Below are 23,372 nucleotides of genomic sequence, written 5' to 3' on the forward strand. Positions count from 1 at the left end.
CGTTTCCGACTCTATCAGACTCTTTCGTGTCCGATTCCCGGTCGAAGCGGGTTTCGCTTTCCAGTTCTTCGCTTTCGCGTTTCCCTTTCCGGCGATTCCAACTCTACCAGATCATTTCCGCGTTCTGCTTCTCGAAAGCCGCAGTGACTTGGATTTGAATTCGGTGACCGTTGGAGGGTCTTTCCCTTTCGGGTGGATCAGACTTTATCAGGTCTCCCTGAGTGCTTGATTCCCACCCACTCGCATGGCTGACCGGACACACGTGTGTGCCGGGATGCCGTACGAGGTAGGGACGTAAACGTACTGGAGCGGGGCCCCCGGATGCAAATCCGGTTGCCCCGCTCCGGTGAGGTCGCTACGGCGAGGGTCAGACCTCGACGACGACCGGGAGGATCATCGGGCGGCGGCGGTAGCTGTCCGACACCCACTTGCCCATCGTGCGGCGGATGAGCTGCTGGATCTGGTGCGGCTCCGCCACGCCGTCGGAGGCGGCGCGGGCGATGGCTTCCTCGATCTTCGCGATGACCGGGCCGAAGGCCCCGTCGTCGATGCCGGAGCCGCGGGCCTGGATGTTCGGGCCGCTGACGACCTTGCCCGTGGTGCTGTCGACCACGACGTAGACCGAGATGATGCCCTCGTCGCCGAGGATGCGGCGGTCCTTCAGCGAGGACTCCGTGACATCGCCGACCGAGAGGCCGTCCACGTACACGTAGCCGGCCTGGACCTTGCCGGAGATCCGGGCCTTGCCGTCGATCAGGTCGACGACCACGCCGTCCTCGGCGATGACGATCCGGTCCTTCGGGACGCCCGTCAGGGCGCCCAGCTCGGCGTTGGCGCGCAGGTGGCGCCATTCGCCGTGGACCGGCATCAGGTTCCGCGGCTTGCAGATGTTGTAGAAGTACAGCAGCTCGCCCGCGGAGGCGTGTCCGGAGACGTGCACCTTGGCGTTGCCCTTGTGGACGACGTTGGCGCCCCATCGGGTCAGGCCGTTGATCACGCGGTAGACCGCGTTCTCGTTGCCCGGGATCAGGGACGACGCCAGGATCACGGTGTCGCCGGGGACGATCCGGATCTGGTGGTCGCGGTTCGCCATGCGGGACAGGGCCGCCATCGGCTCGCCCTGGGAACCCGTGCAGACGAGGACGACCTCGTGGGCAGGCAGGTCGTCGAGGGTCTTGACGTCCACGACGAGGCCGGCCGGGACCTTCAGGTAGCCCAGGTCGCGGGCGATGCCCATGTTGCGGACCATCGAGCGGCCGACGAAGGCGACCCGGCGGCCGTACTCGTGGGCGGCGTCGAGGATCTGCTGGATGCGGTGCACGTGGCTGGCGAAGCTGGCCACGATGATCCGGTTGTGGGCGTTCGCGAAGACCGTGCGCAGGACGTTGGAGATCTCGCGCTCGGGCGGGACGAAGCCCGGGACCTCGGCGTTCGTCGAGTCCGAGAGGAGGAGGTCGATGCCCTCCTCGCTCAGACGCGCGAAGGCGTGCAGGTCGGTGAGGCGCTTGTCCAGCGGGAGCTGGTCCATCTTGAAGTCGCCGGTGGCCACGACCAGGCCCGCGGGGGTCCGGATCGCGACGGCCAGGGCGTCGGGGATGGAGTGGTTGACGGCGATGAACTCGCAGTCGAAGGGGCCGAGGTTCTCGCGCTCGCCTTCCTTCACCTCAAGGGTGTAGGGGCGGATGCGGTGCTCCTGGAGCTTCGCCTCGATGAGGGCCAGCGTCAGCTTGGAGCCGATCAGCGGGATGTCCGGCTTCTCCCGCAGGAGGTACGGGACGGCGCCGATGTGGTCCTCGTGACCGTGCGTGAGCACGATGCCGTCGATGTCGTCGAGGCGGTCCCGGATGGACGAGAAGTCCGGCAGGATCAGGTCGATGCCCGGCTGCTCCTCCTCGGGGAAGAGAACGCCGCAGTCGACGATCAGCAGGCGGCCGTCGAACTCGAAGACGGTCATGTTGCGGCCGATCTCACCGAGGCCGCCCAGGGGGGTGACCCGGAGGCCGCCCTTGGGGAGCTTCGGCGGCGGACCGAGTTCAGGATGCGGATGGCTCAAAAGTATCTCCTCACCACACACGCCACGTACCTCGTAAGGCACGTGGCGCGCATGTCATTCGTGCACTTGCTTTTGTCTGTTTTGGTCTTGCTTATTCATTTGTGAAGTCTGTTGTCAGAGCTGTACCCCGCCGGCCGCAAGATCGATCTTGAGCTGTGCCGCCTCTTCGGCGGTCAGCTCGATCAGCGGCAGCCGCAGCGGGCCCGCGGGCAGTCCCTGCAGGTTCAGTGCGCCCTTGGTCGTGATCACGCCCTGGGTGCGGAACATGCCGGTGAACACGGGGAGCAGCTTCTGGTGGATCTCGGTGGCCTTCTGGACGTCCCCGCCGAGGTGGGCGTCCAGCATGGCGCGCAGCTCGGGGGTGACCACATGACTTACCACGGAGACGAAGCCGACCGCGCCCACCGACAGGAGCGGCAGGTTCAGCATGTCGTCGCCGGAGTACCAGGCCAGGCCGCTCTGGGCGATGGCCCAGCTGGCGCGGCCGAGGTCACCCTTGGCGTCCTTGTTGGCAACGATACGGGGGTGCTCGGCCAGCCGGACGAGCGTTTCGGTGTTGATCGGGACACCACTGCGGCCGGGGATGTCGTAGAGCATGACCGGCAGCTCGGTGGCGTCCGCGATGGCCGTGAAGTGCCGGTACAGGCCCTCCTGCGGCGGCTTGCTGTAGTACGGGGTCACGGCGAGCAGGCCGTGGGCGCCGGTGCGCTCGGCCTGGCGGGCGAGCTCGAGGGTGTGCCGGGTGTCGTTCGTGCCGATGCCCGCGACCACGTGGGCCCGGTCTCCGACGGCTTCGAGCACGGCTCGTACGAGGTCGTTTTTCTCCGCGTCGGTGGTGGTCGGCGACTCACCGGTGGTGCCGTTGATGATCAGGCCGTCGTTGCCTGCGTCCACCAGGTGGACGGCGAGCCGCTGCGCGCCGTCGAGGTCGAGTGCGCCATCCGCCGTAAACGGCGTGATCATGGCGGTGAGGACCCGCCCGAAGGGGGTCTGCGGAGTCGAGATCGGAGCCATGGGTAACACGCTACTCGCTGCCACGCTCGCGGTGTCCCCTCGGGGGACGTGAACCGAGTGTTGGAGCCCGGCACTGCCTGCTCGGGGGTTCAAGCAGTGCCGGGTCCGTTTGATCAGCCTAGATGAACTTTACGAAACGCCGCAATACGGACACTTGGGACTTGCTTCCGCACATGTGTACGTCCAGGGCGTTCCTGGCCTTACGGCGCAACGCGTCCGTTGGTGTTGAAGGCCGCGTACGTGAGCGGCATGAGCTCCGCCCAGTGCCGCTCCATCTTCTCGCCGACCATCTCGATCTCCCGCTGCGGGAAGGACGGGGTGGCCGCCAGCTCGTGCTGCGTACGCAGTCCGAGGAAGTGCATGAGCGAGCGCGCGTTGCAGGTGGCGTACATCGACGAGAAAAGACCGACCGGCAGGACCGAACGGGCAACCTCCCGGGCCACGCCCGCCGCCAGCATCTCCTGGTAGGCCTCGTAGGCCTGGCGGTACGAGTCCTCCATGACCCGGCCGGTCAGCTCCTGCTGCGCCGCCGTGCCCTCGACGAACACGTACTTGCCCGGGCGGCCCTGCTGGACCAGCTTGCGCTCGGAGTCCGGCACGTAGAAGACCGGCTCGAGCTCCCTGTAGCGGCCGGATTCCTCGTTGTAGGACCAGCCGACGCGGTGCCGCATGAACTCGCGGAACACGAAGATCGGGGCGCTGATGAAGAAGGTCATCGAGTTGTGCTCGAAGGGGCTGCCGTGGCGGTCCCGCATCAGGTAGTTGATGAGGCCCTTGGAGCGCTCCGGGTCCTTCTGGAGCTCCTCCAGGGACTGCTCGCCGGCCGTGGAGACACGGGCGGCCCACAGCACGTCGGAGTCGGCGGCGGAGTGCTTCACCAGCTCCACCGTCACATCACTGCGGAAGCTGGGTTTCAGGTCTGAAGCGGCGTTCTCGCTCACCGGGGGTCCTTCCGAACGGGTATTACCTGGGGCGCGCCCACTCTACGGCGCCGGGCACCTCTCGCTTCGCAGGCCCACTCGGCGCCAGGACCACCCGTACAGCTGACGGACTGCCAAAAAATTTGGTTAATGTTCCGATTTGCGGCACCGATTGGGCCCCTCGGACGTCCTACGTAGAGAACGCAGCCCGCCCTTCACCGCCGCGCCCCGGCCCTGACCGTGAGGAGAGTCGCTCCCATGTTCCGCCGCCCCCAGCTTCCGCCGGGAGGTACCTCCTCGTCCGTCCCGTTCGCCTTCGTCGCCGAGGCCGACCGATTCCGCAGTAACGTCACTCCACCGCCGCGCGAGCGCCTGGGCAAGACCCAGATCGCCGCCCGTACGCTGGTCGGACTGACCGTGGTAGCGGGGCTCGTGGGATCGCTGCTCTTCGGCATGCCCGCACTGCAGCCGCACAAGGCGCCCCAGAAGTCACAGCAGTCGGAGGCGTCCGAGGGGCGGTAGCCTCACGGGCACAGCCCAACCGAACGTGCATGTGAGTGAGGTCCAGCCGTGCCCCTGCCCTTCTTGACGGCCGACGGCGTATTCGACGCGCACGAAGAAGAAGAAACCCTCCCGCACGACGATCCCGACCGCTGGCGCCGGCCCTACCGGCCCGGCCCGTGGCGGGTCGCCGCCGCGGCCGTACTGCTCCTGCTGTCCGCCTTCATGCTGCTGGCCACGATGATCATCGCCTTCGCGGGCACGTGGGCGGGGGCGGGCGTCTGTCTGGCCGCCGCGCTCGCCGTGATCGGCGCGTCCCTGCGCATGCTCGTCACGGGCGTCTGGGTGAGCCGCAAGGGGCTGCGCCGGGTGACGTTCTTCGGGACGCGCTCGGTCGCCTGGAGCGAGATCGACCGCATCCGCACGGTGCAGCAGCCGGTGCGCTGGCTCGGCCTGCCGAGGACCGTGCAGGGCCAGGCGCTGACGGCGTCCGGGCACGGCGGCTCCGCGCTGCCGGTGCTGATGACCGACCACAACGCCGATTTCCTGGCCCGGAGCGAGGCTTTCGACCGCGCTGCGGGGACGGTGGAGGCCTGGGCCGACGAGTACCGGGCCGTGCCCGCCTGAGTCACGCCGAGCGCACGGGGAGCCCGTACGGGATTCAGGCCTGTACGGGCTTTCCGTCGTGCAGGGCGATCGCCCGCTGCATGGCCTTGCGCGCCCGCGGGGTGTCGCGGGCGTCGTGGTAGGCGACGGCGAGCCGGAACCAGCTGCGCCAGTCCCCCGGCGCGTCCTCGGTCTCGGCCTTGCGGCGCGCGAAGACCTCGTCGGCGGAGTCCCGCAGGATCCGGCCGTACTGGTCCCGCTCCAGCTCGTCCACGGGCAGGGCGCCCTCGGCCTCCAGCTCGGCCGCGAGCTGGTTGGCCTTGGTGACGAACTGGGTGTTCTTCCAGAGGAACCAGACGCCGATCACCGGCAGGATCAGCACGGCCACACCGAAGGTGACGGTGAGCCAGGTACCGTGCCGGATCAGCATCAGGCCCCGGCTGCCGACCAGGACGAAGTAGACGACCAGGACGGCGGCCGTGAGGAAGTACGTGATCTTCGCGCGCATGGGTACTACTGCCTGCTCATCAGCCGAGGTCGAGGAAGTTTTCCAGGCCGAAGGTGAGGCCCGGGGTCTGCGTCACGCGGCGGGCGCCGAGCAGGATGCCCGGCATGAAGCTGCTGTGGTGCAGGGAGTCGTGACGGATCGTGAGGGTCTCGCCCTCACCGCCGAGGAGCACCTCCTGGTGCGCCAGCAGGCCGCGGAGGCGGATGGCGTGCACCGGGACGCCGTCGACGTCGGCGCCGCGGGCGCCGTCGAGGGCGGTGGCGGTGGCGTCGGGCTGGGCGCCCAGGCCGGCTTCCGCACGGGCGGCCGCGATGAGCTGCGCCGTACGGGTCGCCGTGCCGGAGGGGGCGTCGACCTTGTTGGGGTGGTGCAGCTCGACGACCTCGACGGACTCGAAGTAGCGGGCGGCCTGAGCGGCGAACTTCATGGTGAGGACGGCGCCGATGGAGAAGTTCGGGGCGATCAGCACCCCGGTCTCCGGGGAGCCGGCCAGCCAGGTGTCCAGCTGCGCCAGACGGTCCTCGTTCCAGCCGGTGGTGCCGACCACCGCGTGGATCCCGTGGCGGATGAGGAAGTCCAGGTTCTCCATGACGGAGGCGGGGGTGGTCAGCTCGACCGCGACCTGCGCGCCGGCCTCGGCCAGCGTCTCCAGCTTGTCGCCGCGCCCGAGGGCGGCCACCAGCTCCATGTCCTCGGCGGCCTCGACGGCCTTGACCGCCTCGGAGCCGATGCGGCCCTGGGCGCCGAGAACCGCTACCCGCAGCTTGCTGCTCATGCTTCTTCGCTTCCTTGTCGTACGGGCCGGGCACCGGCCGGCGGCCGGTGCCCGCCCCCGAGGTGTCCGGGTCTCAGGCCACCGCTTCGTCGAGGCGTGCGGCCTGCTTCTCCTTCAGCGGGCCGATCACCGCGAGCGACGGCCTCTGGGCCAGTACATCCTGTGCGACCGAGCGGACGTCGTCCGGGGTCACGGACGCGATCCGGCCCAGCATGTCGTCGACGGACATCTGGTCGCCCCAGCACAGCTCGCTCTTGCCGATCCGGTTCATGATCGCGCCGGTGTCCTCCAGGCCGAGGACGGTGGAGCCGGACAGCTGGCCGATGGCCCGCCGGATCTCCTCGTCCGTGAGCCCTTCCGAGGCGACCTTGTCGAGCTCGTCGCGGCAGATCCGCAGCACGTCGTGGATCTGGTTGGGCCGGCAGCCCGCGTAGACGCCGAACAGGCCGGTGTCGGCGAAGCCCGAGGTGTACGAGTACACGCTGTAGGCCAGGCCGCGCTTCTCGCGGACCTCCTGGAAGAGGCGCGAGGACATGCCTCCGCCGAGGGCGGTGTTCAGCACGCCCAGTGCCCAGCGGCGCTCGTCGGTGCGGGCCAGGCCCGGCATGCCGAGGACCACGTGGGCCTGCTCGGTCTTGCGGCCGACCAGGTCGACGCGGCCGGAGGTGCGGATCCGCTTGGTGCCGGTGCGCGGGCCGATCGGCTCGGCGTCGGTGCGGGTCAGCGCGCCGGCCTTCTCGAAGGCGGCGCGGACCTGGCGTACGACCTTGTTGTGGTCGACGTTTCCGGCGGCGGCCACGACCAGGTGGGTCGGGTCGTAGTGCTTCTTGTAGAAGCGGCGGATCCGGTCGGCGCCGAGGGCGTTGATCGTGTCGACGGTGCCGAGGACGGGACGCCCCAGGGGGGTGTCTCCGTACATGGTCTGCGCGAACAGGTCGTGGACCACGTCGCCCGGGTCGTCCTCGGTCATCGCGATCTCTTCGAGGATCACGCCGCGCTCGGCGTCGACGTCCTCCTCGCGGATCAGCGAGCCGGTGAGCATGTCGCAGACCACGTCGATGGCCAGCGGCAGGTCGGTGTCGAGCACCCGCGCGTAGTAGCAGGTGTACTCCTTCGCCGTGAAGGCGTTCATCTCGCCGCCGACCGCGTCGATCGCGGAGGAGATGTCGAGGGCACTGCGCTTGTGGGTGCCCTTGAAGAGGAGGTGCTCCAGGTAGTGCGTGGCGCCGTTCAGCGTGGGCGTCTCGTCGCGGGAGCCCACGTGCGCCCAGATCCCGAAGGTGGCGGAGCGGACGGAGGGCAGCGTCTCGGTGACGATGCGCAGTCCGCCGGGGAGGACCGTGCGCCGGACGGTGCCGATGCCGTTCTGCCCCTTGAGCAGGGTTTGGGTACGGGCGACGGCCCGCCCCTCCGAAGAGGGGCGGGCCGTCACACGGGAACTACGCGACGTCACTTGTCGGAGTCGTCCTTGTCAGCGGAGCCCGCGGCGGAGCCGCTGTCGGACTCGGTGGCGGCCTCGCCCTCGATCACGGGGATCAGGGAGAGCTTGCCGCGGGAGTCGATCTCGGCGATCTCGACCTGCACCTTGGTGCCGACCGCGACGACGTCCTCGACGTTCTCCACGCGCTTGCCACCGGCGAGCTTGCGGATCTGCGAGATGTGCAGCAGACCGTCCTTGCCGGGCATGAGGGAGACGAAGGCACCGAAGGTGGTGGTCTTGACGACCGTACCCAGGTAGCGCTCGCCGACCTCCGGCATGGTCGGGTTGGCGATCGCGTTGATCGTGGCGCGGGCGGCCTCGGCGGCCGGGCCGTCGGCGGCACCGATGTAGATGGTGCCGTCGTCCTCGATCGTGATCTCGGCGCCGGTGTCCTCCTGGATCTGGTTGATCATCTTGCCCTTGGGGCCGATGACCTCACCGATCTTGTCCACGGGGATCTTGACGGTGATGATCCGCGGGGCGTTGGGGGACATCTCGTCCGGCGTGTCGATCGCTTCCATCATCACGTCGAGGATGTGGAGGCGGGCGTCGCGGGCCTGCTTGAGGGCGGCGGCCAGGACGGAGGCCGGGATGCCGTCGAGCTTGGTGTCCAGCTGGAGCGCGGTGACGAACTCCTTGGTGCCGGCGACCTTGAAGTCCATGTCGCCGAAGGCGTCCTCCGCACCGAGGATGTCGGTGAGGGCGACGTAGTGGGTCTTGCCGTCGATCTCCTGGGAGATCAGGCCCATGGCGATACCGGCGACGGGGGCCTTGAGGGGCACACCGGCGTTCAGCAGCGACATGGTCGAGGCGCAGACCGAGCCCATGGACGTCGAACCGTTGGAGCCGAGGGCCTCGGACACCTGGCGGATCGCGTAGGGGAACTCCTCGCGGGTCGGGAGGACCGGCACGATCGCGCGCTCGGCGAGCGCGCCGTGGCCGATCTCGCGGCGCTTCGGCGAACCGACGCGGCCGGTCTCGCCGACGGAGTACGGCGGGAAGTTGTAGTTGTGCATGTAGCGCTTGCGGGTCACCGGGGAGAGGGTGTCCAGCTGCTGCTCCATGCGGAGCATGTTGAGGGTGGTGACGCCCAGGATCTGGGTCTCGCCACGCTCGAACAGCGCCGAGCCGTGCACGCGCGGGATGGCCTCGACCTCGGCGGCGAGGGTACGGATGTCCGTGATCCCGCGGCCGTCGATGCGGACCTTGTCCTTGATGACGCGCTCGCGCACCAGGGCCTTGGTCAGGCTGCGGTAGGCGGCGGAGATCTCCTTCTCGCGGCCTTCGAAGGCCGGGAGGAGCTTCTCGGCGGCGATCTCCTTGACGCGGTCCAGCTCGGCCTCGCGGTCCTGCTTGCCCGCGATGGTCAGCGCCTGGGAGAGCTCGCCCTTGACGGCGGCCGCGAGGGCCTCGTACACGTCGTCCTGGTAGTCCAGGAAGACCGGGAACTCGCCCTCGGGCTTGGCGGCCTTGGCGGCCAGGTCGGCCTGGGCCTTGCAGAGGACCTTGATGAACGGCTTCGCGGCCTCGAGGCCCGCGGCGACGATCTCCTCGGTCGGCGCCTCGGCGCCGCCCTTGACGAGGGCGATGGTCTTCTCGGTGGCCTCGGCCTCGACCATCATGATCGCGACGTCGCCGTCCTCCAGGGCGCGGCCCGCGACGACCATGTCGAAGACGGCGTCCTCGAGCTCGGTGTGCGTCGGGAAGGCGACCCACTGGCCGCGGATCAGCGCGACGCGGACGCCGCCGATCGGGCCGGAGAAGGGCAGACCGGCCAGCTGGGTGGACGCGGAGGCGGCGTTGATCGCCACGACGTCGTACAGGTGGTCGGGGTTGAGCGCCATGATCGTGGCGACGACCTGGATCTCGTTGCGCAGGCCCTTCTTGAAGGACGGGCGCAGCGGGCGGTCGATCAGGCGGCAGGTGAGGATCGCGTCCTCGGAGGGGCGGCCCTCGCGGCGGAAGAAGGAGCCGGGGATCTTGCCGGCCGCGTACTGCCGCTCCTCGACGTCCACCGTCAGGGGGAAGAAGTCGAGCTGGTCCTTGGGCTTCTTCGACGCGGTGGTGGCGGACAGCACCATCGTGTCGTCGTCCAGGTAGGCAACGGCGGAGCCGGCGGCCTGGCGGGCCAGACGGCCCGTCTCGAAGCGGATGGTGCGGGTGCCGAAGGAACCGTTGTCAATGACGGCCTCGGCGTAGTGGGTCTCGTTCTCCACTAGCGTTTTCTCCATTTTCGTCGTCTCCGTCGGCCACCCGTGTGGTGACCGACGGTTGCGGAGAAGCGCTCCTGGCGTGCGGGCCGGTCTTCGATCGAAGCACCCGGTTCGTAGCCCTCTCTGGGCTTTCCGGATGCCACTACCGAGGACCGGCGGCGTGGGAGGGCGCTCCTCCTCTTCAGTTGTGCACGTGGTTCCAGACTACAAAGCGTCCGGTACGTCGCGCACGTACAGCAAAGGGAGCGGCCCCATCGGTGTGGGAACCGCTCCCTTCACAGCGTCTTTACTTGGCGCCGGCCGCACCGCGGCGGATGCCGAGGCGCTCGACCAGCGTACGGAAGCGCTGGATGTCCTTCTTGGCCAGGTACTGCAGCAGGCGGCGACGCTGGCCGACCAGGATCAGCAGACCACGACGGGAGTGGTGGTCGTGCTTGTGGGTCTTGAGGTGCTCGGTCAGGTCCGAGATGCGGCGGGACAGCATCGCGACCTGGACCTCGGGGGAGCCGGTGTCGCCCTCCTTGGCACCAAATTCTTCGATGAGCTGCTTCTTCGTTGCGGCGTCGAGCGGCACGCGTACTCCTCGTAATAGGTCTTCGTTGCCACCGAGTGCCCCAGGTCGAATTCTCTGGGGATCTTCCGTGACTCGGGAGGCGGGGTCCGCTGAGCGCAGCCTCCAGAGGATCTCCGGGGGCGCGTACACAAACGGCCGTCACACAGCGTACCAGGCTGCCGGGTCCCGGCAGTCTCAGCTGGTGAGAGCGCGGGCCCGGGAGTAGACGTCCAGCACGGCCAGGGTCAGCGGGACCAGGCTGAGCAGTACCGCGGCCTCGGTGAGGTCGAGCAGCCTTCCCCAGAAGGGTGACAGGCCCTTGCGGGGGATGACAAGCGCAATTCCGGTGAGCAGGACCGCTCCGGCGGCGACGGCGGCCGACAGCCAGATCGTACGGAGGTCCAGGCCGCCGCGGTCGTGGTAGCGCAGGAGCTCCGCGACGAGGTCGACGGGCGGGTGCAGGGCCAGGCCCAGGATCAGCAGTCCGACGGAGGCGAGCCCGGCGACCAGGGTGCACACGACCTGCGAGGTGTAGCGGAAGAGCCGGGCGCGCAGCAGCATCGCCAGGCCGGCGGCCAGGGCGAGCAGCCGGCCCCAGGTGTTGTCGGAGAAGCCGAGGACGGCGGCGGAGCCCACGGCGACGGCGGCGCAGCCGCCGACCAGGCCCAGCAGCATCTCGTGGCCGCGGCGGGCCTGGGCGGCGATGGCCTCGGCGTCGAGGGAGGCGGCCGGGTCGTGCTGGATCTCGGCGGCGGGGTCGGCCGGGTCGCCGTAGGGCTGGGTCTCGTACCGGTCCGGGGTCTCGTAGACCTCGACCGAGCTCTGCGGGGCCGCGTAGCCGATGGGGAGCCGGGCGAAGCGGGCGGAGAGGCCGGGGAGGAACGCGACGAGGCCGATGGCCGCGGGGGCGCAGACGGCGGCGGTGGCGGTCGCGGAACCCTCGGAGGCGATGGCTCCGAAGGTGGCGAGGGTGCCGGTGGCGGCGAGGAAGGTGGCCGCGACGAAGGGGGCGTCGCCGTTCGGGGTGAGTGCCACGAGGGCGACGGCCGCGACGAGGGCGCAGACGCAGCCGAGGAGGAACTGGAGGCGGCCCGGTCCGTGGCCGGCGGCGGGGGCGATGATGCCGGAGCCGGCGATCAGCAGGTGCGGGAGGGCCGCGAGGCCGAGGGCGACGGCGGAGCCGCGGTCCGCGTAGACCCGGGCGCGCACGCCGGCGGCGGCGGTGAGGAGCACGCCGACGGCTCCGGCGATGACGCCGGGCAGGCTGTGCATGTCGTGGCGGACCGGGTCGGCGTACCAGAGGACGAAGCCGAGCAGGACGAGCAGGACGAACGCGCCGGCCAGGCCCGCGCCGCGCAGCATGTCGTCGCTCCAGCGGTGGCGGTCGCGGACGACGGCCGAGGCGACGGCGTCGGAGACGTCGTCGAAGACGGCGGGCGGCAGGGAGTCGGCGAAGGGGCGCAGGCTGAGCACCTCGCCGTCGAGGACCTGCTGGGCGGCGAGGGTGCGGGCGCCGTCGAGGACGGTGCCGGAGCGGCGTACGAGGTGGAAGCCGGTCGGTGCGCCGACGGGCTGGGTCTGGCCGGTGAGGCGCAGCAGTTCGGGGTAGACGTCGGCGACGGCGATGTCCTCGGGGAGGGCTACGTCTATCCGGCTGTCCGGGGCCACGACGGTGACCCTGCAGAAGCCCGTCGTTGCGGCCGTACTCACCTGTGTGACCCCCCTGGTTGGCGTGTCCGGCACTGCGAGTGCGAGGACGGATTCGCGGTTGCGCATGCTGCGCGCGCCACCCTACCGGGCGTATGGCGGACTGTCGGCAAGTAGGATCACCGTCGCGCGGAGGAGACCCCCTTCGTGTCCGGGACTTGGGGGCGCCGGTTGCGACGTCCCGTCCGTTTTCGAGGGATTGATGCTCCGGTGAGCCAGATCGTCGTCAAACGCCCGCCCCGGTCGCTGCCGCCCGAAGTCCCTTCGGACGACCTGAGGCTGGAGGCACCGCCGGAACTTCCGCGCGGGCAGCAGGAGGGCATGCTGATGCAGCTCCTGCCGATGCTCGGCATGGGCTCCTCGGTCGTCTTCTTCTTCATGCCGGGTGCGGCGCCCTTCATGCGCATCATGGGCGTGCTGATGCTGGCGTCGACGGTGGGCATGGTGATCGCCCAGCTGGTGCGCTACCGGCGCGGTACGCAGGGGCAAATGGCCGACGTGCGCCGGGACTACCTCAAGTACCTGGCGCAGACCCGCCGTCAGGTGCGCAGGACCGCGCGGGCGCAGCGCGACGCGCAGTTGTACCTGCACCCGGCCCCCGAGCAGTTGTGGTCGGTGGTGGCGGAGGGCTCGCGGCTGTGGGAACGGCGGGTCGGCGACGGCGACTTCGGGCAGGCCCGGCTGGGGCTGGGCGCGCAGCGGCTGGCGACTGCGCTGGTGGCGCCGGACACGGCGCCGGTGGACGAGCTGGAGCCGCTGACGGCGGGTGCGATGCAGCGCTTCCTGAAGGTGCACTCCTCGCTGGAGGGGCTGCCGGTGGCGGTGTCGATCCGGGCGTTCTACCACGTGACGGTGTCCGGCGAGCCGGAGTCGGTGCGCGGGGCGGCGCGGGCCCTGGTGGCGCAGCTGGCGACGCTGCACTCCCCCGAGGACCTGATGGTGGCCGTGGTCGCCTCGCCGGGTGCCGTGCCCTCGTGGGACTGGACGAAGTGGCTGCCGCACGCGCAGGTGCCCGGGCAGGTCGACGGGGCCGGTACGAAGCGGCTGTTCGGCGACGACCTGGCCGAGCTGGAGGGGCTGCTGGGCTCCCGGCTGGAGGGGCGGCCGCGGTTCAGCCGGGAGGTTTCCCCGGTGCTGGACCAGCCGCACCTGGTCGTCGTGCTCGACGGCGGGATGGTGCCGCCGGATTCGGTGTTCGCGGCGGCCGAGGGGCTGCAGGGCGTGACCATCGTCGAGGTGGTCGCGGGTGAGCTGGACGAGCCGCGCGGCGGGCTGTCGGTCGTGGTGCGGCCGGGCCGGCTGCGGCTGGAGTCGGGCGCGGGCATCGCGTACGAGGGCGTGCCCGACACCCTGTCGCTGCCCGCGGCGGAGGCGCTGGCCCGGCAGCTGGCGCCGCTGCGCACGGGCGGCGGGGACGACGACGAGCCCCTGCTGGCCAATCTGGACTTCACGGACCTGCTGAACCTGGGCGACGCGGCCGCGGTCGACGTGGCGCGGACCTGGCGGCCGCGGTCGGCCGGCGAGCGGCTGCGCGTGCCGATCGGTGTCGGCGAGGACGGCGCCCCGGTCATGCTGGACCTCAAGGAGGCGGCGCAGGAGGGCATGGGCCCGCACGGCCTGTGCGTGGGTGCGACCGGTTCCGGCAAGTCGGAGCTGCTGCGCACGCTGGTGCTGGGTCTGGCGGTCACGCACACCTCCGAGACGCTGAACTTCGTCCTCGCGGACTTCAAGGGCGGTGCGACCTTCACGGGCATGGGGCAGATGCCGCACGTGGCGGCGGTCATCACCAACCTGGCGGACGACCTCACGCTCGTGGACCGCATGGGCGACTCGATCCGCGGTGAGCTCCAGCGCCGCCAGGAGCTGCTGCGCTCGGCGGGCAACTACGCGAACATCCACGACTACGAGAAGGCCCGCGCGGCCGGTGCGCCGCTGGAGCCGCTGGCCTCGCTGGTGCTGGTCATCGACGAGTTCTCGGAGCTCCTGACGGCCAAGCCGGACTTCATCGACATGTTCATCCAGATCGGCCGCATCGGCCGTTCGCTGGGTGTGCACCTGTTGCTGGCCTCGCAGCGCCTGGAGGAGGGCAAGCTGCGCGGGCTGGACACGTACCTGTCGTACCGGATCGGTCTGCGGACCTTCTCGGCGGCGGAGTCGAGGACGGCGATCGGTGTGCCGGACGCGTACCACCTGCCGTCGGTGCCCGGTTCGGGCTACCTGAAGTTCGGTACGGACGAGATGACCCGCTTCAAGGCGGCGTACGTCTCGGGTACCTACCGGTCGGGCGGGCCGGACCTGTCGGTGGGGCTGTTCCCCGTGGAGCGGCGGCCCGCGCTGTTCACGGCGGCGCCCGTGCCGGTGGTCTACGCGGCTCCGGACCCGGCGTACCTGGCGGCGCAGGCCTCGCAGGGGGACGACGCGCTGGCGGACACGGTGCTGGACGTGATCGTGGGACGGCTGGAGGGGCAGGGGGTGCCGGCGCACCAGGTGTGGCTGCCGCCGCTCGACCAGGCTCCGCCGCTGGACCAGCTGCTGCCCGCGCTGGCGGTGTCGGCGGAGCGCGGACTGCACGCGCAGGGGTACACGCGGCCCGGCGGGCTCGTCGTACCGCTCGGCCTCATCGACAAGCCGTTCGAGCAGCGGCGCGAGGTGCTGTACCGGGACTTCTCGGGTGCGGCGGGCCACATGATGGTCGTGGGCGGTCCGCAGTCGGGCAAGTCGACGCTGATGCGGACGCTGATCTCCTCGTTCGCGCTGACCCACACCCCGCGCGAGGTGCAGTTCTACGGGCTGGACTTCGGTGGCGGCAGCCTGTCCTCGATCGCGGAGCTGCCGCACGTGGGCGGGATCGCCTCGCGGCTGGACCCGGAGCGGGTCCGCCGTACGGTCGCGGAGGTGGTCGGGATCCTGAACCGGCGCGAGGAGTTCTTCCGCGCCAACGGCATCGACTCGATCGCCACCTTCCGGCGGCGGCGCGCGGCGGGCGAGCTGCCCGGCGAGGCGTGGGGCGACGTGTTCCTGGTCGTCGACGGGTGGGGCGGTTTCCGCGGCGAGTACGAGGGCCTGGAGCCGGTGGTCACGGACATCGCGGCCCGCGGGCTGGGGTACGGCATCCACGTGGTGGTGACGGCGGCGCGGTACATGGAGGTCCGGGCGGCGCTGAAGGACCAGATGCTGAGCCGGCTGGAGCTGCGGCTCGGCGACGTCATGGACTCGGAGTTCGACCGGCGGGTCGCGGCGAACGTCCCGACGGGGATGCCGGGCCGCGGTCAGGTGCCGGAGAAGCTGCACTTCCTGGGCGCGCTGCCGCGGACCGACGGCTCGCACGACGCGGAGGACCTGTCGGAGGCCACCGCCTCGTTCGTGGCGTCGGTGAAGTCGGGCTGGACGGGTTCGGCGGCTCCCGGCGTACGGCTGCTGCCGCGGCTGCTCCACTCCGACCAGCTGCCCAAGGGCGGGGAGTTCCCCGCGCACGGGATCGCGATCGGCATCGGTGAGACCGACCTGGAGCCGGTGTTCGTCGACTTCGAGACGGACCCCTTCTTCCTGGTGTTCGGCGAGAGCGAGTCCGGCAAGACGAACCTGCTGCGGCTCATCGCGCAGCAGATCGCCGACCGGTACAGCCCGGACCAGGCCAAGCTGGTGGTCGGCGACTTCCGGCGCGGTCTGCTCGGCGCCCTGCCGGAGCAGCACCTGCTGGAGTACGCGCCGATGGCGAACTCCCTGCAGATGCACATGGAGGCGCTGGTCGGGGTCTTCTCCCGGCGCCAGCCGCCGAACGACGTCACCCCCCAGCAGCTGCGCGACCGCAGCTGGTGGACGGGCCCGGACGTGTTCATCATCATCGACGACTACGACCTGGTCGCGACCAGCCAGGGCAATCCGCTGTCGGCGCTGGTGGAGTTCCTGCCGTTCGCCCGGGACACGGGCGTGCGCTTCATCATCGCGCGCAGCTCCGCGGGTGCCTCGCGTTCGCTGTACGAGCCCTTCATGCAGCGGATCAAGGAGCTGGGGGCGCAGGGTGTGGTGCTGTCGGGCGATCCGTCCGAGGGCGACCTGATCGGCAGCGTCCGGCCGCGTCCGATGCCGCCGGGCCGGGGTTACTTCGCCTCGCGCAGGCGCGGTACGTCGCTCGTCCAGATCGGGCGGCTGCCGGCCTCCGGGGCGTGACGGCCGGCGGACCGCCGCCCGGACCGCCGGCGGACCGGGCGGGCAGCGGGCCGAGAAATCGAATCGCTCCCCCGCCCGGGGCGCCGGCACCGATAATCGGTCCAGAACGCTGCACCGCAGTCGGTACGAAGGGAAGGCCGCGCCATGGGGTCCCAGCAGGAGAAGGACGAGCTGTACGCGCTCGACATCAGCGGCGTCGAGTGGGAGGGCCCGCCCGGGAGCAGCCCCGACGAGGAGCGGGTGGAGATCGCCAAGCTTCCCGAGGGCGCGGTGGCGATGCGGTCCTCGCTGGACCGGGAGACCGTGCTGCGGTACACGGCTGCCGAGTGGGAGGCGTTCGTACTCGGCGCCAGGGACGGGGAGTTCGACCTCCGCTGAGGCCCGCCGGGCCCCGGATACGCGAACGGGGCGCGCCCGCGATGCGGGCGCGCCCCGTGGCCGCGCGCAGGCGCGGGTACCGGGCTCAGTAGGCCTCGGTGAACAGGCGCGAGGCCTTCACGTCGGTGGCGCGGTAGTCGCCCTTGCCCTGCTCGATGAGACGGGCGACGGTCTCCAGCTGCTTCTGCATGTGGTCGGCAGCGGCCTTGTACTTCGTCTGGAGCGTCACGTACTCGCGGTGGGCCTCACCGTCCCAGGTGTCGGTGACGACCTTGACCGCGGCCTCCATCTCCTTCAGGTCCTTCAGGATGTTGCCGGAGACGATCCGGATGCGGTCGGCCATCTGCTGGACGGTCTCATACCGGACCTTGGTGTGGTCGGCGTTTCCAGACATGGTCTACTCCTTGCGCTGGGGCTCTCGGGGCTGCGACGCCGAATCAGATGTTGTTCAGACCGGACTTGTTGGCGGCGGCGAAGGTGGCGCGCACGTCCTCGTCCTGGGCGTTGCTCAGGTTCTTGGTCTGCGTCACCGCGTGGTGCAGGACACCGAGCAGGCGGCGGATCTTGTCGTGGTCCGTGTTGATGTCCTCCTGGGCCTTGGCGAAGCCGCCCGCGCCCACACCCGTCCAGCCCGCGCTCACCGTGGCGACGATGTCCGCCAGTTCGCGGGACTGCCTGGTCACGGCATGCGCCGTTTCCGAGATCCTGTCGGCCGCCTTGACGACCGGATCGTCTGCGAGACCGAAATTGTTCGACATCCGAAGCTCCTCACTTCTCAATTCGCCGGCAGAACCGGCGGACTGCGTGGCGAAGCGGACGGTCCCGGCGCGGTATTGGGACACGCGCCTGGGGACTCCCCCTCCGCTTCACGCGATCCCCCGATCACAGTCGTGAAGCCTGCTGTCACTCTAGCCAGTTCGACGCGCAGGCCCAACACCGGTATCCCGCATCTGTTGATGAACTGTGACTGTTCACTGCAAACGTCGCCTGCGGCTCCGCGCATCCCGGATGACCGTGGCGGTTCCCGCGATGACGGCGATCAGCACGATGCCGATCCCGAGAGCGTACGTGCCGAAGCGCTCGTCGCGCTCCTGGGCCGTCTCGGTGAGCCGCAGTCGCGCCGCCTCCGGGGCGGCCGCGGGCGGGGGTCCGGGGTCCGGGACGGGGGCCTTGGGCGCCTCGCGGTCCTGGGTGACCGCGCGGACCGGGTCGACGACGCCCCAACCCACGTAGTCGTCATGGCCGTTGACCGCGCGCTCGGCCGTGTTCTCGATCTGCCAGACGATCTGCTGCGGGGTCCAGTCCATGTGCTCCGCGCGCAGCAGGGCGGCCAGGCCGGCGACGTACGGCGCGGAGAAACTCGTCCCGTTGTCGATGCACTGGCCGAAGCCGGGCACGGTCGAGACCATGTCCACGCCGGGGGCGGCGACCCCGATGAAGTCGCCGGGCTGGGAGAAGGGCGCCCGCTCGTTGTTGCGGTCGGAGGAGGCCACGGCGAGCACGCCGGGGAAGGCCGCCGGGTACGTCTTGCGCTTCTGGCCGCTCATGCCGTCGTTGCCCGCCGAGGCGATCACCACGGCCTTGGCGTCGATGGCCCGCTGGACCGCCTTGGCGAGTTCGGAGTCCGCGTTCAGGGGCACGTCGGTGTCCTGGGAGATGTTGATCACGTGGGCGCCCTTGGCCACCGCGTGGTCGATCGCCTGGGCGAGGGTGGCGGCGTTGCCGTTGCCCTGCCCGTCGTTCTGCCGGACGGGGATCACGGTGGCCTCGGGGGCCAGTCCGACGAATCCGGTCCCCTCCTGGGGGCGGGCCGCGATCAGTCCGGCGACCTTGGTGCCGTGGCCGACGGTGTCGGTGGTGCCGTCACCCTTGGGGTCGATGAAGTCCCGGCCCGCGCCCACGTCGAGGGCGCCGCTGAGCTGGGGGTTCGCCCGGTCGACGCCGGTGTCGATGACGGCGACGCGAATGCTCGTACCGTCCTTGGCTTTGCCCTTGGTCTGCGCCCAGAGGGCGTCGAGGAGCAGCCGCTGGAGGGCCCACGGCCGGTCGGCGATCTGCTTCTTCATCGGGTAGGTGCACTCGCCCGCGCCGGACAGGCGCAGCTCGTACGGGGACTGCGGCGCGGCCGCGGCGGCGGTGGTCGTGCCGGAGGCCGCGACGAGGGCGAGGGCGGCGGTGACGAGCACACCCCGAACCGGCCCGCGTACGGCACGGGGCCGGGGCGGGGTCTGCGTCTTCGGCCGGTTCTGCGTATGGCGCGACGGGGACTTCGGCATCGGTGGCTTCCTCACGAACCCTGCGGCTGGCGGGCCGCGTTGGTGTCCAGACGCGGGCCCTTGGAGAGGAACTCCGACCACGCGATGGGCACCAGCGCCGGGGTGACGGCGCCGTAGCCGAGCCGGATCTGCGCCTGGCTGGCCTCGGGGCGGCCGTCGCCCGCCCCCTGGTCCGGCTTGCCGCCCGCGCCGATCTTCGACTGCTCGGCATCGCTGTCGCCGTTGGCCTGTACGGCGTACCGCAGGCCGGTGTCGGTGACCAGGAACAGGGATCCGCCGGCCGTGGTCTGCCGGCCCTGGACCTGGGTGTAGAGCAGGCCGGAGCCCGGGGTGACGTACGAGCTGGTGCCGCTGGCGGTGGTGTCGACGGGGAAGCCGGTGCCGGCCCAGGTGCTCAGCGTCTGCCCGCCCTGGGCGTCGACGCCGCGCAGGACGTTGCAGACCGTGTCGCGCTGCTCGGTGCCCGCGGCCGCGCCCGCGGCCGGCGTGATCCGGTTGATCTGGGGGCCGCGCCGCTGCGGCCACTTGGCGTCGTTCTTGAACGGGTTGGCGTCCGGGTTGAGGGACTGGAGGTCGATCTCGCGTGCCTTGCCGTGCATGTTGAGGCTGTCGGTGGCGGGCGAGGAGATCAGCAGCCAGGCCACGAACTCCGAGACCGGGGCGACCTGGCCGGGGAGGACCACGTAGTACTGCGTGCCCGAGCCGGTCTGGGCGGTCAGCACCATGCCGACCCTGTTGTCCGCGGTGGCCAGGCCCTGCACGTTGGCGTTGGCGCCCGGGGCGCCGGGCAGCTGCGGGAAGGCCAGGTCGTCACCGGAGTTGAGGGTGGCCAGCCACTGGTCGGTGACCGGCTGCGGGGTGGCGCCGGTGCCGACCAGGGCGGTGGTCAGGGTTCCGGCGTCCGGCGTGCCCTCGGGAAACTTGTACCGCGTGCCGGCCGCGTCGACCAGGTAGCGCTCCTTGGCTCCGCCGGTGTTCTGGACGTACAGCAGCTGGCCGTCCGCGAGCTTGCGGGCGTCGTCCACCAGCCCCGCCTCGCGGTCGGCGAGGACGAAGGCCGCGGTCTGCACGCCCTTGCCGTTGCCGCCGGGCTGCTGGCAGACGGCCCAGCGCTTGGCCTTGCCCGCGTCGGCGGGGGCGGGCAGGCGGTCGGGCGCGTACGGGATGCCGATGATCGGACCGCGCGGCGGCTTGCCGGCGTCCAGGACCTTGTCCTCGATCTGGATGACCTTGAACTTCGCGGGATCCAGCAGGAGTCGGGCGGAGGCCAGGTTCAGCACGGGGTGCAGCCGGGTCTGGTCCTTGCCGTCGACCTTCGTCGACAGGACCACGTAGCGGGTCGTGGACTGCTTGCCGACCAGGACCGTGGTGCCGGGCTCGTCCCAGCCCTTGGGGGCCTGCGGTTTGAACATGCCCCAGGCGCCGAAGCCCGCGAGCACCAGGGCCCCGATCACCAGTCCGGGCACGACGGCCCGCAACGGCTTGGGCGCGCCCTCCTCGGTGCCGGTGGCGGAAGGCTGGAGGAACGCCGCCACCGTGCGCCGCTTCGCAAAGGTGTACGCGTTGAGCTCATCACGTCGTGATGCCATGGCCGCCTGCTTCTCCCCGCACGGTCCGGTCGGTGGGTACGGTCCCCGAGCCTCGATTGTCGGACCGGGCACCTACTATGCCTCTTGACGGAGGGTACGCACGGGGCGGGTAGGCTCTGCTGGCCGCTCAGCGCGTTCCGGACCGCGGAATTCAGTTGTCGTCGGGGCATCGGGGTTCGTCGGGCTGGATTGAGGGGATTCCGGTGCCATGCGGCGGCTGTCGCACGGCTTCCGGACTGACGGGGTCCGCCCCCGGGATGGGGAGGTGCGCGAGTGATGGCCACCGCGACGGAGCCGCAGACGGCCGCGGCCGCGCCCGCACGGGGCGGGGTGACCCCGCATCCGAGGTCGAGCCCGGGCCGGTTCGGTCCGTTCCGATTGCAACAGCTCGTGCTCCTTCAGATTGCCGCCGCCGCGCTGTTGGTCGCCTGGGTGGTGGAACCGCTGCTGCTGGTGCCCGCCGGTGCGCTGGCCCTGGTCCTGGTGGTGCTCGCGGTCGTACGCCGCCACCAGCGCTCCCTGCCCGAGTGGATCGCCGGTGCGCTCGCGCTGCGCGGTCGTCGCCGCCGGGCCGCCGCCTTCACCGTGCCCGCCGGTACCGAGCCGGGGCTGGCCCCGCTGGTAGAAGCCGATCCGGCGCTGCGGACCCTGACGTTCAGCGACCGCGACCGGCGGCCGGTCGGGATGGTCGGGGACGGGACGTTCCTGACCGCCGTCGTACAGGTGGACACCGACGCCACCGCGCTGCGGCCGGACCGGGGCGCGCAGCCGCTGCCGCTCGGTCTTGTACGGGACATCCTCGAAGTGGACGGCATCCGCCTGGAGTCCGCGCAGCTGGTGCAGCACACCCAGCCGGCGCCGGCCCCGCACCTGCCGGCCCAGTCGATGGCCACGCGCAACTACGCCCCGCTGCAGGCCCGGACCGGCACGCCCGCGGTCCGGCTGACCTGGGTCGCGCTCAAGCTCGACCCCGAGCTGTGCCCGGAGGCGGTCACCGCGCGCGGTGGCGGGCTGGGCGGCGCGCAGCGCTGCCTGGTACGGGCCGCGGACCAGTTGGCGAGCCGGCTGGCGGGCGCCGGATTCCGGGCCACGGTGCTGACCGAGCAGGAGCTGACGGGTGCGCTGGCCACGTCCTCGTGCGCGAACCCGATGGCGATCACCCAGGCGGGCCGGTCGGCCAGCACGGGCAGGCGTACGGAGGAGACCCCGCGGACCTGGCGCTGCGACGACCGCCGGCACACCACGTACTGGATAGGCCGCTGGCCGCAGTTGGGCGGCGCGGGGGCGGCGGCGCTGCCGCAGTTCGTGGCCCTGCTGACCTCGCTGCCCGCGCTGGCGACGAACTTCAGCCTGACGATGGCCGCGGCCGAGCGGCAGGGAGTGACGCTGACCGGGCACGTACGGGTGACCGGGCGCAGCGACGAGGAACTGGTGGCGGCCCGGCGCGAACTGGAGCGGACGGCGCGGGGTGTGAAGGCCGGGCTCGTACGGCTCGACCGGGAACAGGTGCCGGGGCTGCTGGCCTCGCTGCCGCTGGGAGGGGCGCGATGAGGGGTACGGGCGTACGGCGGGGAGGCTTCGGGCTGGTCGGCCCGCGCCGCGAGCGGCACGTCGTCCCCGCGGCGGAACTGGACGCGCTGGCGCTGCCCGTCGGGGACGACGGGGTCGTCATCGGCGTGGACGCGGAGGGGCACTCGGCGGTGCTGGGCGTCAACCGCCCCACCCCGTACGAGGTCACGCTGATCGGCGGCCTGTGGACGGCGCAGGTACTGGCGCTGCGGGCGGCGGCGACCGGTGCGCGGGTCGCGGTGGAGACCGGACGCGGGCAGGTGTGGTCCGGGCTGGCCCAGGCCGCCGGGGGCGGGCAGCAGTGCGTGACCCTGCACGAGGTCGGCCGGGTACCGCCGCAGGGCGCGTCCGCGGGCAGCCCGGTGCTGGTGATCCGGGACTGCGGGATGAGACCGCCGCGCGGGCGCGTGGTGGCGGGACCGTGGCAGTCGGTGGTGACCCTGCTGCCGTATCTGAGCCCGACGGCGCCGCGGCTGCTGCAGAACTCCTCGGTGGTGGGCGTACAGCGGGTCTCCCCCGACGAGGCCGAGCAGATCGGCCGGCTGATGGACCTGCCGAGAGCGGCGGTGGAGTCGCTGCCGACGCTGGGCGACGGGGTCACGCTGTGGTGCACGCAGCGGGACCGGAAGTTCGTGATGACCCAGGGCACGGAGGCGGAGACCGGGCTGCTGGGGCCGGCGCGGCGGATCGACTGACGGGTCGACTGACGGGTCGGGGGGTGTCCGGCGTCGTCGCGGGGATCCCGGCGCGGGGTGGGGCCACCTGGTGCGGCGCGCCCTCGTGCTGCTCCGGGAGGCCGGCTCGCGGAGGGCCGGCGCTCCGGTGACGGTTGCTCAGCGGCTGGGCTGCCTGTAGGGAGGGACGTGCCCCTTGGGGGCGTGTTGCCGATCGGGCCGGGTCAGGGCCGCGTCCGGTGCCGTGGGGTCTTCCCCGGCCCGAAGCTTCGAGGTGAAGCGTTGAGGCCGCGAACTGTTGAGGCTTCGCGGGTTCGGAGGTTCGAGGCTTGGCGGGTTCGCGGGTTCGCGGCTTGGCGGCAGGAAGCCTCGATGCGCGGTGTCGG

Annotated in this window: 20 protein-coding genes; 7 read left to right on the forward strand and 13 right to left on the reverse strand. The window is 71.0% G+C overall.

Translation table 11 applies throughout. The features are described from left to right. A partial coding sequence (locus tag ACZ4TG_RS13495; RefSeq protein WP_468162125.1) for a hypothetical protein occupies positions 1-229 on the forward strand: 229 nt, incomplete at its 5' end. Positions 230-367: 138 nt separating this feature from the next. Here the strand turns inward: ACZ4TG_RS13495 and ACZ4TG_RS13500 are convergent. From ACZ4TG_RS13500 to thyX, 3 genes are all read right to left on the reverse strand, one after another. Further along, the gene (locus tag ACZ4TG_RS13500) at positions 368-2,053 is read right to left on the reverse strand and encodes a ribonuclease J (RefSeq protein WP_468162127.1); all 1,686 of its coding nucleotides are present in this window, start codon (positions 2,051-2,053) and stop codon (positions 368-370) included. Positions 2,054-2,167: 114 nt separating this feature from the next. Beyond that, positions 2,168-3,067 carry a 4-hydroxy-tetrahydrodipicolinate synthase gene (gene dapA / locus ACZ4TG_RS13505; RefSeq protein WP_468162128.1) on the reverse strand — a complete coding sequence of 300 codons (900 nt, stop codon included), beginning with the start codon at positions 3,065-3,067 and terminating at the stop codon, positions 2,168-2,170. Between the two features lie 200 nt (positions 3,068-3,267). Further along, positions 3,268-4,008: an FAD-dependent thymidylate synthase gene (gene thyX / locus ACZ4TG_RS13510; protein WP_468162129.1), complete on the reverse strand. Its 741-nt coding sequence runs from the start codon at positions 4,006-4,008 to the stop codon at positions 3,268-3,270. Positions 4,009-4,245: 237 nt separating this feature from the next. Between thyX and ACZ4TG_RS13515 the strand changes: the two genes are divergently transcribed. Both ACZ4TG_RS13515 and ACZ4TG_RS13520 read left to right on the forward strand, forming a co-directional pair. Continuing rightward, positions 4,246-4,509: a hypothetical protein gene (locus tag ACZ4TG_RS13515; protein WP_468162130.1), complete on the forward strand. Its 264-nt coding sequence runs from the start codon at positions 4,246-4,248 to the stop codon at positions 4,507-4,509. Positions 4,510-4,557: 48 nt separating this feature from the next. Beyond that, positions 4,558-5,115 carry a PH domain-containing protein gene (locus ACZ4TG_RS13520; RefSeq protein WP_468162131.1) on the forward strand — a complete coding sequence of 186 codons (558 nt, stop codon included), beginning with the start codon at positions 4,558-4,560 and terminating at the stop codon, positions 5,113-5,115. A 34-nt stretch (positions 5,116-5,149) separates the two neighbouring features. On the opposite strand, the gene ACZ4TG_RS13525 is transcribed toward ACZ4TG_RS13520, so the two are convergent. From ACZ4TG_RS13525 to eccD, 6 genes are all read right to left on the reverse strand, one after another. Then, a complete protein-coding gene (locus ACZ4TG_RS13525; protein ID WP_468162132.1) occupies positions 5,150-5,602 on the reverse strand; it encodes a hypothetical protein in 453 nt (150 codons plus the stop codon). Between the two features lie 19 nt (positions 5,603-5,621). Further along, positions 5,622-6,377, reverse strand: coding sequence for a 4-hydroxy-tetrahydrodipicolinate reductase (gene dapB, locus ACZ4TG_RS13530; protein ID WP_468162133.1), 756 nt, complete (start codon positions 6,375-6,377; stop codon positions 5,622-5,624). A 73-nt stretch (positions 6,378-6,450) separates the two neighbouring features. Further along, positions 6,451-7,830 carry a M16 family metallopeptidase gene (locus ACZ4TG_RS13535; RefSeq protein ID WP_468162134.1) on the reverse strand — a complete coding sequence of 460 codons (1,380 nt, stop codon included), beginning with the start codon at positions 7,828-7,830 and terminating at the stop codon, positions 6,451-6,453. Then, positions 7,827-10,073, reverse strand: a complete 2,247-nt coding sequence (locus ACZ4TG_RS13540; protein WP_468162690.1) for a polyribonucleotide nucleotidyltransferase — start codon at positions 10,071-10,073, stop codon at positions 7,827-7,829. Before ACZ4TG_RS13540 ends, ACZ4TG_RS13535 begins: the two co-directional genes overlap by 4 nt. Positions 10,074-10,356: 283 nt before the next feature. Next, positions 10,357-10,644, reverse strand: coding sequence for a 30S ribosomal protein S15 (gene rpsO, locus ACZ4TG_RS13545; protein ID WP_053683894.1), 288 nt, complete (start codon positions 10,642-10,644; stop codon positions 10,357-10,359). Between the two features lie 174 nt (positions 10,645-10,818). Then, the gene (gene eccD, locus ACZ4TG_RS13550; RefSeq protein ID WP_468162135.1) at positions 10,819-12,333 is read right to left on the reverse strand and encodes a type VII secretion integral membrane protein EccD; all 1,515 of its coding nucleotides are present in this window, start codon (positions 12,331-12,333) and stop codon (positions 10,819-10,821) included. Positions 12,334-12,540: 207 nt separating this feature from the next. Between eccD and eccCa the strand changes: the two genes are divergently transcribed. Both eccCa and ACZ4TG_RS13560 read left to right on the forward strand, forming a co-directional pair. Then, positions 12,541-16,500, forward strand: coding sequence for a type VII secretion protein EccCa (eccCa, locus tag ACZ4TG_RS13555; protein ID WP_468162136.1), 3,960 nt, complete (start codon positions 12,541-12,543; stop codon positions 16,498-16,500). A gap of 144 nt (positions 16,501-16,644) precedes the next feature. After that, on the forward strand, positions 16,645-16,878 hold the full coding sequence (locus ACZ4TG_RS13560) for a DUF397 domain-containing protein (RefSeq protein WP_468162138.1): 234 nt from the start codon (positions 16,645-16,647) through the stop codon (positions 16,876-16,878). 85 nt (positions 16,879-16,963) lie between these two features. On the opposite strand, the gene ACZ4TG_RS13565 is transcribed toward ACZ4TG_RS13560, so the two are convergent. From ACZ4TG_RS13565 to eccB, 4 genes are all read right to left on the reverse strand, one after another. Beyond that, positions 16,964-17,272: a WXG100 family type VII secretion target gene (locus tag ACZ4TG_RS13565; RefSeq protein ID WP_468162139.1), complete on the reverse strand. Its 309-nt coding sequence runs from the start codon at positions 17,270-17,272 to the stop codon at positions 16,964-16,966. Between the two features lie 43 nt (positions 17,273-17,315). Next, a complete protein-coding gene (locus tag ACZ4TG_RS13570; RefSeq protein WP_468162140.1) occupies positions 17,316-17,636 on the reverse strand; it encodes a WXG100 family type VII secretion target in 321 nt (106 codons plus the stop codon). A 213-nt stretch (positions 17,637-17,849) separates the two neighbouring features. Beyond that, entirely contained in the window at positions 17,850-19,154 is a 1,305-nt protein-coding gene (gene mycP, locus ACZ4TG_RS13575) for a type VII secretion-associated serine protease mycosin (RefSeq protein WP_468162141.1), read from the reverse strand. A gap of 11 nt (positions 19,155-19,165) precedes the next feature. Next, the gene (gene eccB / locus ACZ4TG_RS13580; protein ID WP_468162142.1) at positions 19,166-20,743 is read right to left on the reverse strand and encodes a type VII secretion protein EccB; all 1,578 of its coding nucleotides are present in this window, start codon (positions 20,741-20,743) and stop codon (positions 19,166-19,168) included. A gap of 276 nt (positions 20,744-21,019) precedes the next feature. Between eccB and eccE the strand changes: the two genes are divergently transcribed. Both eccE and ACZ4TG_RS13590 read left to right on the forward strand, forming a co-directional pair. Continuing rightward, positions 21,020-22,294 (forward strand): type VII secretion protein EccE, encoded by a 1,275-nt coding sequence (gene eccE / locus ACZ4TG_RS13585; protein ID WP_468162143.1) that lies wholly within the window; start codon positions 21,020-21,022, stop codon positions 22,292-22,294. After that, the gene (locus tag ACZ4TG_RS13590) at positions 22,291-23,007 is read left to right on the forward strand and encodes a hypothetical protein (RefSeq protein WP_468162144.1); all 717 of its coding nucleotides are present in this window, start codon (positions 22,291-22,293) and stop codon (positions 23,005-23,007) included. Before eccE ends, ACZ4TG_RS13590 begins: the two co-directional genes overlap by 4 nt. Positions 23,008-23,372: the final 365 nt, after the last annotated feature.

The sequence above is a fragment of the Streptomyces sp. NPDC028314 genome (assembly GCF_055565795.1).

Bases quoted from the DNA above. Each gene is read 5' to 3' on its own strand.
- dapA (WP_468162128.1), bottom strand. From the start codon at position 3,067: ATGGCTCCGATCTCGACTCCGCAGACCCCCTTCGGGCGGGTCCTCACC.
- ACZ4TG_RS13515 (WP_468162130.1), top strand. From the start codon at position 4,246: ATGTTCCGCCGCCCCCAGCTTCCGCCGGGAGGTACCTCCTCGTCCGTC.
- ACZ4TG_RS13525 (WP_468162132.1), bottom strand. From the start codon at position 5,602: ATGCGCGCGAAGATCACGTACTTCCTCACGGCCGCCGTCCTGGTCGTC.
- dapB (WP_468162133.1), bottom strand. From the start codon at position 6,377: ATGAGCAGCAAGCTGCGGGTAGCGGTTCTCGGCGCCCAGGGCCGCATC.
- ACZ4TG_RS13560 (WP_468162138.1), top strand. From the start codon at position 16,645: ATGGGGTCCCAGCAGGAGAAGGACGAGCTGTACGCGCTCGACATCAGC.
- ACZ4TG_RS13565 (WP_468162139.1), bottom strand. From the start codon at position 17,272: ATGTCTGGAAACGCCGACCACACCAAGGTCCGGTATGAGACCGTCCAG.
- ACZ4TG_RS13570 (WP_468162140.1), bottom strand. From the start codon at position 17,636: ATGTCGAACAATTTCGGTCTCGCAGACGATCCGGTCGTCAAGGCGGCC.
- mycP (WP_468162141.1), bottom strand. From the start codon at position 19,154: ATGCCGAAGTCCCCGTCGCGCCATACGCAGAACCGGCCGAAGACGCAG.
- eccB (WP_468162142.1), bottom strand. From the start codon at position 20,743: ATGGCATCACGACGTGATGAGCTCAACGCGTACACCTTTGCGAAGCGG.
- eccE (WP_468162143.1), top strand. From the start codon at position 21,020: ATGGCCACCGCGACGGAGCCGCAGACGGCCGCGGCCGCGCCCGCACGG.
- ACZ4TG_RS13590 (WP_468162144.1), top strand. From the start codon at position 22,291: ATGAGGGGTACGGGCGTACGGCGGGGAGGCTTCGGGCTGGTCGGCCCG.